Here is a 15,346-nt window from a genome sequence, read left to right as displayed (position 1 = left end):
ATTAGCCCTTGTACGGATGTGCATTCACAGCTTGACCATCCACGATAAGAATAATAGTCATTGGTAACGTTCCCGCTCCATCTGTAGTGACTGTAAGCTGACTAGGAAGAGAGGTACCAGAAGCATTGTTGGAATATACTTTTATCGTGTATGTCTTCCCCATAGTCAATGAGGAAACCGTAGTATAAGTGTTTTGAATAGAGGAGTAGGTTGTATTTACCGATCCGTCATTTACTACTAGGTTGTATGAAAGCGCACCTGGGTAAGGTGACCATGATACCTTGATTGTAGTTGATGTAACAAATGTTGCTGTAAAATCAGCTGGTCCTGGTGCTTGAAGCGTTGTAGGATATGCCGGGGCGGATGTAGCACCTGAAGTTGAGGTTGGATCATATTTATCAACTGCTTTAACCTGCACGTTGTACGTGGTATTGGAATTAAGCCCAGTGATGGTGGCAATTGTCGATGAATAGCTACTATATAAAGCACCATTAATCAATATTTTATATTGATCAACGTCTGGCACTGCATTCCAAGTTGCTATAAATGAATTTGCTGTGATATTAGATATCTGTGGAGCATTAGGAGCAATCAATGCAGGCTTAGTTGTCATTGGAACTGTGTTCGAATACGCACCTGAATTTGAATCACTAGGGTCTACAGCCTTTACTTGTACGTTATATGTACTGCCAGGACTAAGCGCTGACATCATATAACTTGTTGAAGATGTTTGCGCTTCTAATGCTCCATTTTTAATTATTTTATAGCTTGTAACACCAGAAACCGAGTTCCAAGAGAAATTAACTGATGTTCTAGTTGATGTATAAGATGTGCTTAATGATGGAGCTTCAGGAGTGAGAGTAAATGAACTTTGAAATGGAACTGTCCCGCCGCTATAGTAAAAAGTAAATTTGACTGTATATGTCCCTAGAGGCCATGAATATGAGGAACTACATGAGTAAGCTGGAGAAGGTACAGTGGATCCCGCATTAAAAGTTCCTGTGAGCGTTGTTCCGCACACTCGTGTTGAACTAGGACTATCTATACCAATATCGACTTTGGTATAGCTTGACTTAGTACTCGGAGCCGTTGTGGATACCAAAACTAACTGTCCACGTGTAACCGCGCTTATTTGGACTTCGCTCCCACCTGGTACTTCTGGTTGTGTCGAATCATATGCTCCCAGATCATAGGCTGGTATATCCGAGTTTATTAAACCTAATGATTTTGCCAGATTGACAAGACCGTGGCCATAATCATGTGGCGAACCCAGCGGAGTGGAGTTACTGTATAGATTGTTTACGATTTCTTGTCCACTCTTAGATGTATCCTGTGACCATAGAACAGCTGCTGCCCCCGTAACATACGGAACGGCCATTGATGTCCCCGACATTTGTAAGTAAGATCCATTTTTATATGTACTGTAAATATCAATCCCAGGAGCCATGATATCGAGCTCATTTCCTGTACTCGACAAATTAGCTCGTACATTTTTTTGTGTTGTGGCACCTACGGAAACGACTTCAGGATACCTAGCCGGATACATCTCCGTTTCAACTCCACTGCCTAAATTGCCCGCGCTCGCTATCAAAATAATACCGGCTTGCGATGCTTGCTTTATTACCTGATGCAATGCTTCACTGTCAGCAGCTCCTGTAAAACTCATAGAAATAATATTCATATGATTGTCAATTGCCCATTCAATACCCTGAATTACTTGTGCGTATGTACCATTCCCGGCTGCGTTAAGAACCTTAATGCCATATAAATCCGCACGAGTCGCTACCCCGACAATTCCTTCCTTGTTATGCTGCGCTGATATTATTCCCGCCACATGCGTTCCATGTCCATTTTCATCAGAATAACTTGTAGAACCTTCTACAAAACTAACTCCACCCGAAATTCTAAGATCAGGATGAGAGGCAATACCAGTATCTAAGACTGCTACTTTAATCCCGTTTCCTTGCTTTATGTTCTCCTCAAGCATATTCGCTCCAATAGCAACATTTCCCCAAGGGGTAACCTCGGATCCCATGCTTGTATTATCCATAGTATCTTGGCTAGAAATAGTTGTTTGAATAGAAACCGATTCGTTTTTTTCGATAAATGCTACATTAGAATCTTTTTGAAGCAATTTTACTTCCTCTTCATCTAGTTCAACAATAACTGTATTCTGTTTCTTCATTTTTTTCTTAAATTTCTTTTTAACTTTCTTAGCACTTAATATTGATTGCACATCCGCATCCTTTTTCATACCAACCAAGTACTCGTCGGCAGAATTTTTAGCATATGAAACCGGAGTCTCCGGAGATATGAAATAGAAAATAATTATTAATAATAAGAACACAGATAAGGATCTATTTATTAGCTTGATCATTGATGAGCCTCCAATATTAGACTGGCGATTTAGACACTTAAGATTGACTGCTTAAGGTTTCCGTTATCATCATATGCAAAGGATTGAATAATTTCTTTTGTAGCCTCAACCGATATACTTTGTAATCTACCTAACACATAATTGTAGCGAAGCTTAGTCCCGGGACTAACGACATTTATTGTAGTACTGATAATCGAGTTCTTTCCCGGAATGACAGCTTTTACGCTCAAGCGCAAGACTTGATTTGGGGACAGCCCAGTAATAATATAATTTTTTCTATCTTTACTTATAGATCCTATAAGTGTCGATTTATTATAAATCTCATATCCCGTCACAAATTTATCCTTTTCGGTTTCCCACTTCAAAATAATTGAAGTACTAGTTTCTGTTTTTGCTTTCAAGTTTGATGGTGTTGAATAGGAATTGCTATAAATTATAACAACCGAATTGCTAAATTCTGATTTATTTGCTGATGCGTCTATAGCTCTCACAGAGAGAGAGTAACCTGTAGCGTCTTCAGTTCCAGTATATACATAACCTAGCTGGCCATTTGGCACCGTAGCAAACAGCTCATTTCCATTATAAATTTCGTACTTAATAATGTGACTGTTGGCGCGAGGAGCGCTCCATGTTAATTCAAAGTTGCTAACACTTAATGCATTAAAAACAAGATTCGTAGGAGTAATCGCATCGGAAAGAGTTGAAACCATGAATCGTGCCGATAGAGACTGATATGATTTTATTCCAATATAATACGATATTCCTGCATCCATCTTCATATCTACTCTAGAAAAAGTAGTATTATTATAATTATCGTTTGTTGCGAGCAAGACAGAATAATTAGAATCGGCGTATACGTTAATAATAGTATCATTTGTACTGTTTCCACCTTCGTAAGGGGAGGTCCATAGTACAAAGTTACTGGCAGTTTTTGGCGTATACTTAACATATTCCGTTATCCCCTGTGGTTCCAGGAGATCATACGGAGTGTTTTCCGATATCCCTTTTTTATTCAAACTAACATTTATACTGAAGTCTGATTTTCCTGAGTAATCTTTAATTTTAACATAATAGACACGTCCTGCTTTTAACTGAACTGTGGCCCCCCCACTACCTCCACCATAGAACTCTATAAATCTCTCGTCATAAATACCAACTGATGTATATGGGGGATAATGACTGGTTTGTTCTCCACGGTAAAAATCGGTTGAAAAAAGATATTCACCTGTGCTTTTAGGAGAAAACTCAAAAACAGTAGTATCTATATCTTTGAATACATTCCGAGGAATATCTGGAACAAGCACTGCTTGATCCCAGGAGTAAACTTGAATTCTTGCCGTGAGAGGTTGTTCGACTGCTTCCAACTTCATAAAATAGGTTTTTCCAGCTTGCGCATTAAAAAAAACATCCGTACTATCATCGACCACCAGTTGGGTTAAATTCTCATCAGCGTATACCGCCATATAATAGCCTGTTATATCGTATCCAAATCCACCAAACCGAGCGATCGAAAACTCATACATTGCCGAACTATCAGGAGTAAATTTATAAACAGCAGACTGGTTTAGAGGCAATTCAATATCAATAAAGCTGTTTAAATCTAATGTTGGATTTTTAACCGCGGTTATCCATACTCTTTGATCTAACATATTGGCGATGATCTCAAGGTTATAGGTCTTGTTTTTTTCTAAATTGACTGTTGCAATTATTTGTCCGGATTTATAATTTTTAGTAACGTCTAAGTAACTTTTATCCCAGATAAAAAAGTCAATATCTAAGTTTTCACTAATAGATGGGGATGGCGATAATGCCGAAGTAACAATGAATTGATACGTACCGTTTGAAGGCGGAGTAAACGACCATAACGTATCTTTAGATGTGTCCACTATAGGAGTAGTACCAATATTGAGGATTGGCGTTTGAGACTGTATGGCCACAGATTGATCAGGATTGACTAGACTTGGAGGAGGCGATTTCAAGCCAAAATCATCGTTAAAATCATAACTCAATTCCTTACCGAACGTTTTTACTGATTTTTTGTATTCAATCAACAAAGAATTAATACTTTCATAGTCATTTTTTTTATGGAAATCAATGTTTTTCCTTAGTAAGGAATAATTAGAATTTATTATTCCTTCAAACAAATCATGTTTACGTTGATTATATGCCTCCTTGCTAAGAGTTTCTAATACATTACTTATATTTAATAAATCAAATTCCATTTTTTTATTGTAAACATTTTCACTAACAGTAGCAGTTTCCTCGTTGGGGGGCACTCGTTCTAGTTGCTTTGTCTCTTCCTGGTTAATCCCTTCTTTTGAGATTGCTCCTCCTTCATTTATTGATTTAACAGATACTTGACTACTTCCTACTGCACCGACAACGGAAGTTACATTGAGCATTAAAATCAATGCTAGAAACCATAAACAAAAAACCTTTTTTCTCATTGAAATCCTCCTTATTTAATCACCTAAAATTTTATCAGCGAGAATTAGTATATAGTGGATTTTAATAAAACCGCAAGAAAATTATACTGATGTTAGATAATGATTTATGAAATTATAAATACATAATCAATCAATTCCTCTTAACTATTAATATTTAGATAATTTAAAATTTATATACTGATAATTAATAAAATATTACAGTATTATATAGCTTCACTTAGTATATCCATATGTTTTTAATTCTCCCTGTATTATAAAAATAAAAACTGAAAGGAAGCCGAGAATCTCTCGCGGCTTCCTTTCACTCAAACCTCTTTAGTTTAACGACCCAGGGAGTTAAACTCTATTTCCGGCACCTCCGCCTCTGCAGCATCCAGCGATCCGCTGAACACATCGTTCACCCGCAGAGCGCAGGCGACCGACACTTCCCGGCTCTCGCCGGGCAGCAGCATGAAGCCGGCCTCGTCCGCCAGCGTCCACCAGCGGTCTGTGCGTTCCTCGGGCATGATATGCAGCGCGGCCGAAGCGCCTTCGTTGCGCACGAGGTACCGGCGCACCACGGGACGGATTCCCGAGGCAGCCTCTCCGGCACACTCATGCCCCAAGCCCGTCAGCAACCCCGCCTCGGGCTCCCAGCCCGTCAGCGGTTCGACCGCCAGGCTCGCCCCGTTCAGCTCCAGAGCCGGACGGAACGGATGCTCCGCCAGCGTCGAGAACACGTAGACGTTATCCTTGCGTTCCGGCCCGTAGAGGAGCCGGATGAGGAACAGTCCGTCGCGGGTGTCCGGGACCGCGAACTCAAGCCGCCCCGCCTCGGCGGAGCTCCGGCGCCGCAGCCCGCCGCTGCCTCTCCGCGGATCCGTCTCGGAGGAAGCGGTGAAGGACCTCGTCTCCAGCACCTTTCCCGCCGTATCCAGCACTTGCGCCTCGATCTCCATGTTGTCCCCATCGGCGAAATGGGCGAACACCCCCGCCGTGAACGGCTCACCCGCGCGCCAGGTCAGGCTGCGGTAGTCCAGCGACGCATGGGAGCCCTCGAATGCCTTGCGCACCCCGTAATAGGCCAGCTTCGGCTCCATGTAATAATCGACGAGATTCGTGCAGCTGGCGTTCGGCCAAGGCTCGTTGAGCTGCCAGATGATGCTGCCGCTGTTGCGGAACGCCCTGCGCCGGTTCGCCTCCAGAATGAAGCGCAGCCCTTCGGACTGGATCCACTGGCTCGCCTGCACATAGGCGGGCAGGTCCGCGAATTCGCCGAACAGCTCCGTATCGCGGCCGTAGGTATCCCACCATTCGCCGTGATGCCTCCAGACGAGGTTGTCCTGCATCGAGACCGGCTTCAGGTGGACGGGGCTCAAAAACTTGCGGAGGCTCTTCGCCGAGCTGACGCCGTCCACTCCGAATTCGCTGTGGAACAGATGGTCCGCGTCTCCATACAGCTCATAATGCCCGGGATTGCCCTGGTACTTCCAGTGGCCGTGGACATCGTGGCTTACGCCCTTCTCCGCCGTAATGTACTGGACGGGTCCCGACGCCGAGGTCGGCAGGAACAGCCGCTGCGGATCATGCACCTCGGCCAGCTCCCGCAAATAGGCCAGGTTGGAGTCTCCGTAGGTCGAAGGCCGATTCTGCAGGCTCATGAGCTCGTTGCCGCCGCTCCATACGGTCAGCGACACATGGTTGCGCCGGGATTTCAGCGCCGTCTCGGCCGTCCGGCCGAGCAGCTCGATGAAGGCCGGCTTCTTGGACGGCTCGTTGTCGATGCCCGAGCTGGATTGGATGAATTCCTGCCAGATCAGGATGCCGTGGCGGTCGCACAGCTCGTACAGGTACGGCTTCTCGATGATGCCGCCGCCCCAGATGCGCAGCATGTTCATGCCGCCATCCTTGGCCAGCCGTACGATCCACTCGTATCTCTCCGGTCCGACATTTCCGTACAGATGGTCGAGCGGCGTCAGGTTGGCTCCTTGAATGTAGATTTTCTCGCCGTTGACGACGAAGGTGTACGGAAGCGAGTCTTCAGGAGCCTCCTCGTTCCGGACGTAGCCGAGGCTGCGGATGCCGGCGTTCATCACACGCTCGTCCAGCACTCCCGTATCGTCCAGCAGCCGGATCGACACCCGGTACAAAGGCTGGCTGCCGTATCCGTTCGGATACCAGACGGCCGGCTCGGGAATGCGGATGACAGCGGCCCCCTCGGAGCCTTGCACCGCTTCATCGACGACGATGCCTATCGGCGCCGATCTCCCTTCCGGCGGCTCCACCTCGACCTGCCAGCGCAGCGTTCCGGCGGGCTCCCCGCGCCGGACGGCTTCCGCCGACAGCCGAATGATGCCCTCTCCCCCGCTCAAGTCGGTGTGGAGAGCGACTTCGCCGAGCGATGCCGCTTGATGGAAGCGCAGCAGGACATCGTCCCAAATGCCCGTATTCACGAGGCGGGTGGAGAAATCCCACTTGTAGTTGAAGCGGCTTTTCTGCGTAAAGGTTTCGGACGTCTTGCCGATTTGCCCCATTTCGTCCGGCGCATGCTTCAAGACGATCTGCAGCTCGGTCGTTTCCCTCAGCTTGATGTTGTCGGTCACGTTGAAGACGGCCGGCTCGTACATCCCCTTATGTTCGCCGAGATACACGCCGTTCATGCTGATCATGGCCTCGTAGTCGAGACCTTGGAACACCAGCTCGATCTGCTCGCACGCAGGCTCGGGACGTTCGAAGGAAGCCCGGTACACCCACCAGCGGTTCTCGATCCACTCGCAATGGAGGCTGTTGAGGTCGCGGTAAGGGTCCTCGATCAGCCCTGCCCGGTACAGATCCTGATGCACGCCTCCCGGCACGGCCGCCGGCATCCATTCCGTGACGCCGAGCAGCTCATTGCCAATCTCCATGCTTGTCCCTTTGAGCGGCACCCAGGGCCAGAAGCCCTTGAGCTCCCATTTCATGCCGTTCAGATTCAATTCCATTAAGCGACCCGCCTTTGCCTTGATATCGTAGACAGTTTTCAACAAAATGTTAACATACTTAAACTTTTCTCTCAACAATGGTTCGCATGGCGAAAGGATTTAGATCCTTAACCGGCTCAGGCGGCTCAGGTTTCATGATTTTAGAGGTTTAGAGGTTTAGAGGTTTAGAGGTTCAACACCAAGCATGACAAAAAAAGCCGCCAGGACCAGGCAAGGTCCAGGCGGCCATGCTTAAAAAGCTCCGGAGAAGGTTTCCCTCCCCTGCTGAAGTGCCGGTTCAATCCTCTTCGACCTGAAAGATCGAATCGAGGATGACGGGCAGATTGTTCCGGAGCGAAGCGGCTCCCAGCACGGAACGGGCATGCATGCCCTTCTCTTCTCCGAACACGTCCAGCATGAGCTCGGTGCAGCCGTTGAGCACAAGATGATGCTCCTCGAACTCCGGCGATGCGTTGACGAAGCCTTGGATCTTCACGACGCGCTTGACCCGGTCCAGGCTTCCGAGCGCTTCCCGGACGACCGCCAGCACCTCGATGCCGGCCTTGCGGGCGAACTCCATGCCTTCCCCGGTCGTGAATTCGGTCCCCAGCTTGCCCTTCGGCTGCCCCGCCGGCCCCTTGCCGGAAACAAACAACAGCCCTCCGGCCAGGACGCAGTTCGCGTACGCTGCCGCCGGTCCGCTTGCGGATGGGAGCACGATGCCGAGCTCGGCCAAGCGGGCTTCCACATTGCCTTTATCCGTCATCCCAGTTCCCCCTACATCCATATCCACGGCAAGAATGAAGCCTGCACGCACAGGAAAACCGTTCTTGGCCATAGCCCTTGAACATGCGTGCATGACGGCTCAGGATTATTTTACGCCCGTTTCTTACCGCCGGCAATCGGCTCTCCTATGATAGAGTAGAAGGATACAAGCCTATTCGAGGAGGTCATTTCCATGCAAGCCTGGTTCCGCTACAATTGGATCGTTAGAGAGCAGTGGTATGAGTGGTGCGGGGAACTGTCCCTGGACGAGCTGCTGCAAGTCCGCACAGGAGGCGCCGGCGGCATCCTGAAGACGCTCTTCCACATCGTGGATGTGGAATGGAGCTGGCTGCAGACGCTTCAGGGCAAGCCCGACTTCGAGGAGGATTTCCGGAACTATGCGACGCTGGCCCGGGTCCGCGAGCTCGACCGCCGCTTCCGCGCGGATATCGAAGGCTTCATCGGCGATTGGGACGATTCCATGGAGCGCAAGCCGCTGCATAATGCCCTGCCGGACGGCAGAGTCAGGCTGCTGTCTTGGGGCGAGGTGATGAGGCATGTCGTCGCCCATGAAATCCACCATATCGGCCAGCTGTCGGTCTGGTCGCGGGAGCTCGGGCGCAAGCCGGTATCCGCCAACTTCATCGAGAAGGGCCTGATCGCTCCGGCAGCCCCATGAGCAGCCTCGGCCGCTGCGGCTGCTCGCCTCGACGCTTCCTTTGACCGGGGGAGCTTCCCGCAGCAAATATTAATTCGCACATACAGACAGGGCTTCCGGCAGGAGCCCTGTTTGTTTGCGTCCCAAACGCTAAGGAGTGATGACGATATTGGAATATCCCGCTACGATATATTGGGAATTGCTCGTATTTGTCCAAATGCCGATGTATCCACCGGGAGGAACGCTCGCGATATCGATGTAATCCCCGATCAGCGTCACCGGCGTCGGACTCGTGCCGTTGGGATTGAAGGAGACATCGGTAATCCGCGTATTCGTAAAGCTCTGGCCGCCATTGACCGAGCGGGCCACGAAGACGTCCAGGTCGAATCCGTCCACCTGATTGCTGTAGTAAATGATATTCAAGCCCCCCGTCAGAGGATCGACATCGATGGCAGGAAAGAAATTCTGCGACCCCGCCGGCGCCCCCGTGATGCTGACCGGAGCGGACCAGTTGAGGCCCAGATTCTTGGATATGCTCATGAAAATATCGGAGTAGCCTTGCCGGTAATCCTGCCAGACAGCATAAATGCTTCCCGAATAAGGACCGTTGGACCGGTCCGCGGATATATTGGCGAATGTGAGCACTCGGAAGGCGTAGCCCGGAACCGGCAGCACCGTCGGAACGAGAGAGACAGCGCTGATCAGCACGGGACTGCCGAACGTCGCCCCTCCGTCCAGCGAAGTCCGGACGAAGAAATTCGCGGGAGCAATGACGGTAATCCAGCAGGCATACAAGTTGCCCACCAGATCGATCGCCATATCCGGGCGCTCGATCTGGGTCGTCGTGCTGGACAGCAGCGTCGGCTGGTCCCAGGTCGCGCCTCCGTCGGTAGAGCGATTGAGGAAGGCGACGGAGTTGCTGTTGTTCGCGACATTGAACTGGTGATTGTATGAGACGTAGACATTGCCGAGGAAGGGACTTGCCTGCCCGTTGTCTGCCAGCACATTGGTCTCGTCGTTGTTGATGTAGGTGCCGTATCCCGGGCCGACGACGACAGGAGCGCTGAAGGTCGCTCCGTTATTCGTGGACGTATAGATGACGCAGGTGCCGTCGCTGTTGCCGGGAAATACATGCGCCGTCACATAAAACGTGTTCGGGAAAGCATAAGCGACTACAGCCGCCTCCGCGCCTGCGAAGCCGGCCGGGAGCGGGAGCAGGCTGTCGGTCCAGTTGGCGCCTCCGTCCTGGGATACATACAAGCCGGTCTGCGGCACTCCGGAGCTCGTATCCGTGGCGACCGCCACCATGATGGATGGATTCAGCAGATTGACGGCGATCGCAGGCTCGAACGCGGGATTGCCGCCGCTCGGAGTGACCTGGAAATTGAAATTGGCCAACTCGTACTCTCCTTTCACAAATTTAAGCATCCATGTTTCTACCGTATGCTCCGGCTTCATTACCGGATTGGTTTAACTGCCCCCTGCCATAACTTTTTATAGATTTTTTTCTGTAAATCCTTATTGCGAGCCCTTTGCTACTACGAACCCAAGCATTTCATCGCCTGCTTTCATAGATTGATAGAAACCAATGAAAGGGTGATGCCGAATGGCTTTGACGACGGGTATTGTTACGAATACGAGGGCGACGGGAACGGCGGCGACAAACATTGTGGTAAGCAGCCGCAACGAAACGGCGGCCCCAGCTTCGGTCGTGGTGCAGATTTTTGTCGTACCATCGACCACTCTGGTCTTGACGCCGATCTATGTGACGGGTTATGTCGTGCCTGCCTACAGCGCCGACATCCGGAGCTTCAATGTCAGCGGAAACATCGCCTACGAGGTGCAGCTGGTCAACAATACGGCCTTGGCGAACGTCATCTTCTCGACATTCGGCATCGATGAATTCGGGAACCTAGTCGAGGAACAAGGCTACCCGCAGACGAAAATGACCGTCATACCGGCTCTGACGCCAATCTTGATGTAGGCGGCATCCTCATGTCCCGGCCCGGCTTCCCGCCGGGAATTTTGTTGCTCGGCCATCTTATTTGCGCTGCAAGCCACAGATAATCCTTAGTCTCTCATTCTGATTTTCATACATAAGCAAGAAAGCGGGGTGTGCGGGCTCCATGGCTTGACGGAATCCGCTCCCGATTATTCCCTCTACTTGCCGCTCCTCCCCGCTCGGCTTCGCGCCATGTCCATGTATGTTTCAGCTTTCGCCCGCATACAGGTTAAATCGACCTATCAGCATGCGGAAGCGGGGATGATCGACCATGCCTTTTGTCAACCGGTTTTTGCTGAACAACAACGGCGCCATCACGTATACAGGCAACACCCTGGGCCTCAGCCGTTCCGATACGGTCGCGGTGCCCGGCACCGTAGACAGCATCGGCGCCTTCGTCACGGCCGACACGAGCCAGACGTTCGGCCTGTACCCTCCCGGCACGACGGGAAATTACGCGCTGAACAACTCCACGGCGATTCTGCTGCTTCCGGCCGGCAGCAGCATCCTGTACGCGGAGCTCGTATGGGGCGGCACGTACATCAACAACGGCGTCGACCTCAGCGCGTTCATCGACAATCCGGTCAGCCTGACCACGCCGTCGGGGCTGTTCAGCATCACGCCGGACCCGGCGACCCGCTTCGATGTGCTGCTCTCCAATTCGCCGCCCTACCCTCCCGCATACGCCTACGTGCGTTCGGCGGATGTCACGGGCATCGTGCAGACGGCCGGCGCGGGCAATTATACCGCCGGAGGGATCGTCGGCACGATCGTCGTTCCCGATCCGACCTCCAACCACGCCATGTGGACGCTTGCCGTCGCCTACGCCAACGCGTCCGAGCCGCTGAGGAACTTGTCCATCCGCGTCGGGGCCGCCGTGATCCAGGCTGCGTCCGGTCCCGTCAGCACGGTCATCACCGGATTCGCCACGCCGTTCCAAGGCGCACTGGACGGCCGCGCGCAGCTCAGCGCCCAGGAAGGCGACGCCAACAAGACCGGGGACATGGCCCAATTCGGCCCTACCGCCGCTGCGCTGACGACCCTGTCCGGTCCGAACAACTTCGCGGCCAACTTCTTCGCATCCCAGATCAACGGAGATGCCGGCCTCCTCGACACGACCGGCACCTTCGGCACCCGCAATCAGATCAACGGAACCCCCGGCACCAATATCGTAGCCGGCAGGCAAGGCTACGATGTCACCAATATCAGCGTGGCCGGCACGCTGCTCAATGCGCAGACCTCGGCCGTATTCAACCTGACCACGAGCGGCGACGGCTACCTCGTCGACTCCATCGGCCTGCAGATCGACATCACCCCGCCGCTCGTCACGATCGTCAAGTCCACTCCGGCGGCGGACGCCGTCATCGGCGATATCGTCACGTACGCGCTGACCGTGCAGAATACAGGCGTGGTCAATGCCGGCAACGTGCAGGTATTCGATACGATCGACGAAACGAGTGTCGCCTTCATCCCGAACAGCGTCACGCTGAACGGCGTGCCCGTACCCGGCGCGACGCCGGAAACCGGCGTCACGGTCGGATTGCTGGCGCCGGGCGCCACGGCCGTCATCACCTTCCGCTATCAAGTGACGGCTGTTCCGTTCGGAGGAACGATCGACGACCAGGGGAACGTCGCATATACGTACCAGCCGACTCCCGATTCGCCGGTCATCTCGACCTCCGTTCCGTCCAACATCGTCCACATCCCTGTATTTTCTCCTGTCATCGGCCTCGTGAAGAGCGGAGAACCGACGGTCGCCTTCATCGGCAACCCGGTGACGTATGCGTTGATTGCCAGCAACACAGGGAACATCAGCGCCAACGTCACCATTGCCGATCCGACTCCAGCCGGTACTACATTCATTCCCAACAGCGTCACGGTCAACGGCGTTGCCGTGCCGGGAGTCAGTCCGACAACGGGAATACCTATAGGCCCATTGGATGCCGGCGCCACCGCCACGATCACCTTCCAGGTGCTCGTCGTCTCCGCGCCTCCAGGAAACAATCTCGTCAATCAATCGACGGCATCCTTCACCTACATGCCGCCGGATGGTCGCATGCTGACCGGATCTTCCCCCTCCAACATCGTCACCATACCGGTCGTCAGTCCCATGGACACACCCAATGTGACTGTCGTCAAAAGCGCCGGCGCGGCGAGCGGCATCGTCGGCGACGTCATCGCCTTCACCGTCGTCTCCACCAACAACAGCATTGCCGGCATCCTGAACGCCGTGCTGACCGACTCGGTACCCGCAGGCTACGCCTTCGTCGCAGGCAGCGCGGCGGTGAACGGCGTGCCGCAGCCGGCAGCCGATCCGCTTGCCGGCATCGCGGTCGGGACGCTGGCCGTCGGGGCTTCGGCGACCGTCACCTTCGACCTGGCCATTACGGCCGTGCCGACGCCTCCCGTGCTGACCAATACGGCTTCGCTGGAGTATGACTTCCTCGGAGGACCGTTCATCACGCCGTCCAATCCGGTCGACGTCACCGTGCTGCAGCCTGTCATCGTACCGGTCAAGAGAGCCAATACGTTCGGCGGCGCAGTCGGGCAGATCGTCAACTACTCCGTCACCGTGACGAACAGCGGCAATGTCGCCGCCGTGACGACCATAACGGATCCTCTCAACCCGTACAGCACCTTCGTAGCGGGCTCGGTCTTTGTGAACGGCATCCCGGTCCCGGCAGCAAGCCCGCTGACGGGCATCGTCATCGGCAGCATCGCTCCGGGCGAGTCCGTCGTCGTGTCGTACGATGTCGCGCTCACCGCCAGCCCGCCGACAGGCGTTTACGACAATCAGGCTGCGGCAGCGTTCACGTTCCAATCCCCTTCCGGGTCTACGGGCAGCGGCTCGGCGCCATCCAACGTCGTGCAGATCGTCGAGAACGACGGCGACGTGGCGATCACGAAGTCGGGGTCGGAGACGTTCGGCATCGTCGGAGACATCGTCACCTTCACCCTGACCGTCAGCAGCGTATCCGCGTTTCCCGCTACCGATGTCATCGTCTCGGACAATTCCACTCCCGGCTCGGTGTTCGTGCCGGGCAGCGTCACTGTCGGCGGCGCTCCTTCAGCCGGCAACATCAATACCGGCGTCAGCATCGGGACGCTGGCGCCGGGCCAGGCCGTCATCGTCACCTTCCAGGAAGAAATCGTCTCCTTGCCGGAGCCGGGCTACAACGTCAACGATTTCGCCACGGCCGCCTTCATCCTCGGAGGAACGGCCCGCATCTCGCAGTCCAACATCGCGACCGTGACGATCGCCCAGCCGGTCATCACCGCCGTCAAGAGCGCAGCCGAGCCCTATGTCTTCGTCGGCGACGAGGTGCACTATCAGACCGTCGTCACCAATACCGGCAGCTTCAATGCCGAGTTGACCTGGTTCGATCTGCTGCCGCCAGGCTCGGTGTTCGTGGAGAACAGCCTGACGCTGAACGGGTTCCCCGTTCCGGGCGAAAACATGCTTACCGGCGCCTTCATCGGCACGGTCGAGGCGAATTCGACGGCTTTCATCACCTTCAAGCTCAAGGTCGTTTCCTATCCGCCTACGGGGCAGCTGATGAATCAAGGCAATCTCGTCTTCAGCTTCACCTTTCCGAACGGCCGGTCGTTCACGCTCAACCAGAAAACGAATCCGGTCTTCGTGCCGGTGCTCGCCCTGGCGACATTGGCCAAATCGGTCAGCGCAAGCAGCGTGGCGGCCGGCAACGCCGTCGCCTTCTACTTGACCGTATCGAACCCGAACACCGCTCCGATCCAGAACGTCGTCCTGACCGATGCGCTTCCAAGCGGATTGTCCTTCGTTCCGGGAAGCCTCAGCCTGAACGGCACGCCGCTGCCGGGCACGTCGAACCTGAGCCGCCTGTCGATCGGCACGGTGCCTGCTCAAGGATCGTCGGTCATCCGCTTCCTTGCGAACGCGGACTTCGCGCCGCTCAATCCGGTCGTCGTGAATACGGCCTCGTTCAGCTACGGCCTCTTGCTGCCGAGCGGCGATATCGTGCCGCGCAACGGCGCTTCGAACCCGGTATCGGTGACGATCGAGGAGCACGAGGAATAATCCTGCCGAGCCGCATAACGACCGAAAAGGAGCCCGCGCCGGGCTCCTTTTCGGTCTTGCTTTTGAATGGAAGCTTGAATCCGCCGAACCGTGACCGGCTC

At 53.0% G+C, this 15,346-nt stretch carries 8 protein-coding genes; 3 read left to right on the top strand and 5 right to left on the bottom strand.

Annotated elements, in window-relative coordinates:
* Nucleotide 1: 1 nt before the first annotated feature.
* The 4 genes from CIC07_RS04735 to CIC07_RS04720 all read right to left on the bottom strand — a co-directional run bounded on the left by CIC07_RS04735 (nt 2) and on the right by CIC07_RS04720 (nt 8,529).
* Nucleotides 2-2,377, bottom strand: coding sequence for a S8 family serine peptidase (locus CIC07_RS04735; protein WP_076358768.1), 2,376 nt, complete (start codon nt 2,375-2,377; stop codon nt 2-4).
* Nucleotides 2,378-2,406: 29 nt separating this feature from the next.
* The gene (locus CIC07_RS04730; protein ID WP_121235027.1) at nt 2,407-4,824 is read right to left on the bottom strand and encodes a fibronectin type III domain-containing protein; all 2,418 of its coding nucleotides are present in this window, start codon (nt 4,822-4,824) and stop codon (nt 2,407-2,409) included.
* Between the two features lie 320 nt (nt 4,825-5,144).
* Complete coding sequence (locus CIC07_RS04725) at nt 5,145-7,784, bottom strand: glycoside hydrolase family 2 protein (RefSeq protein ID WP_076358766.1); 2,640 nt, start codon at nt 7,782-7,784, stop codon at nt 5,145-5,147.
* A 277-nt stretch (nt 7,785-8,061) separates the two neighbouring features.
* Nucleotides 8,062-8,529: a RidA family protein gene (locus CIC07_RS04720; protein WP_076358765.1), complete on the bottom strand. Its 468-nt coding sequence runs from the start codon at nt 8,527-8,529 to the stop codon at nt 8,062-8,064.
* A gap of 192 nt (nt 8,530-8,721) precedes the next feature.
* Between CIC07_RS04720 and CIC07_RS04715 the strand changes: the two genes are divergently transcribed.
* Nucleotides 8,722-9,207: a DinB family protein gene (locus CIC07_RS04715; protein WP_076358764.1), complete on the top strand. Its 486-nt coding sequence runs from the start codon at nt 8,722-8,724 to the stop codon at nt 9,205-9,207.
* Between the two features lie 129 nt (nt 9,208-9,336).
* On the opposite strand, the gene CIC07_RS04710 is transcribed toward CIC07_RS04715, so the two are convergent.
* Entirely contained in the window at nt 9,337-10,584 is a 1,248-nt protein-coding gene (locus CIC07_RS04710) for a sialidase family protein (RefSeq protein ID WP_234993038.1), read from the bottom strand.
* A gap of 208 nt (nt 10,585-10,792) precedes the next feature.
* On the opposite strand from CIC07_RS04710, the gene CIC07_RS04705 reads away from it, so the two are divergent.
* Both CIC07_RS04705 and CIC07_RS04700 read left to right on the top strand, forming a co-directional pair.
* The gene (locus CIC07_RS04705; protein WP_076358763.1) at nt 10,793-11,170 is read left to right on the top strand and encodes a hypothetical protein; all 378 of its coding nucleotides are present in this window, start codon (nt 10,793-10,795) and stop codon (nt 11,168-11,170) included.
* Between the two features lie 289 nt (nt 11,171-11,459).
* Nucleotides 11,460-15,245 (top strand): DUF11 domain-containing protein, encoded by a 3,786-nt coding sequence (locus CIC07_RS04700; RefSeq protein WP_076358762.1) that lies wholly within the window; start codon nt 11,460-11,462, stop codon nt 15,243-15,245.
* Nucleotides 15,246-15,346 lie beyond the last annotated feature (101 nt).

This window comes from Paenibacillus sp. RUD330, from assembly GCF_002243345.2.
GTDB lineage: Bacteria > Bacillota > Bacilli > Paenibacillales > Paenibacillaceae > Paenibacillus_O.
The sequence above is the reverse complement of the archived record's forward strand: the minus strand, read 5'-3'. Positions and strand labels throughout refer to the sequence as shown.

What these genes read in the sequence shown, in the direction of transcription:
- CIC07_RS04735 (WP_076358768.1), bottom strand. Translation starts at nt 2,377, where the DNA reads ATGATCAAGCTAATAAATAGATCCTTATCTGTGTTCTTATTATTAATA.
- CIC07_RS04730 (WP_121235027.1), bottom strand. Translation starts at nt 4,824, where the DNA reads ATGAGAAAAAAGGTTTTTTGTTTATGGTTTCTAGCATTGATTTTAATG.
- CIC07_RS04725 (WP_076358766.1), bottom strand. Translation starts at nt 7,784, where the DNA reads ATGGAATTGAATCTGAACGGCATGAAATGGGAGCTCAAGGGCTTCTGG.
- CIC07_RS04720 (WP_076358765.1), bottom strand. Translation starts at nt 8,529, where the DNA reads ATGACGGATAAAGGCAATGTGGAAGCCCGCTTGGCCGAGCTCGGCATC.
- CIC07_RS04715 (WP_076358764.1), top strand. Translation starts at nt 8,722, where the DNA reads ATGCAAGCCTGGTTCCGCTACAATTGGATCGTTAGAGAGCAGTGGTAT.
- CIC07_RS04705 (WP_076358763.1), top strand. Translation starts at nt 10,793, where the DNA reads ATGGCTTTGACGACGGGTATTGTTACGAATACGAGGGCGACGGGAACG.
- CIC07_RS04700 (WP_076358762.1), top strand. Translation starts at nt 11,460, where the DNA reads ATGCCTTTTGTCAACCGGTTTTTGCTGAACAACAACGGCGCCATCACG.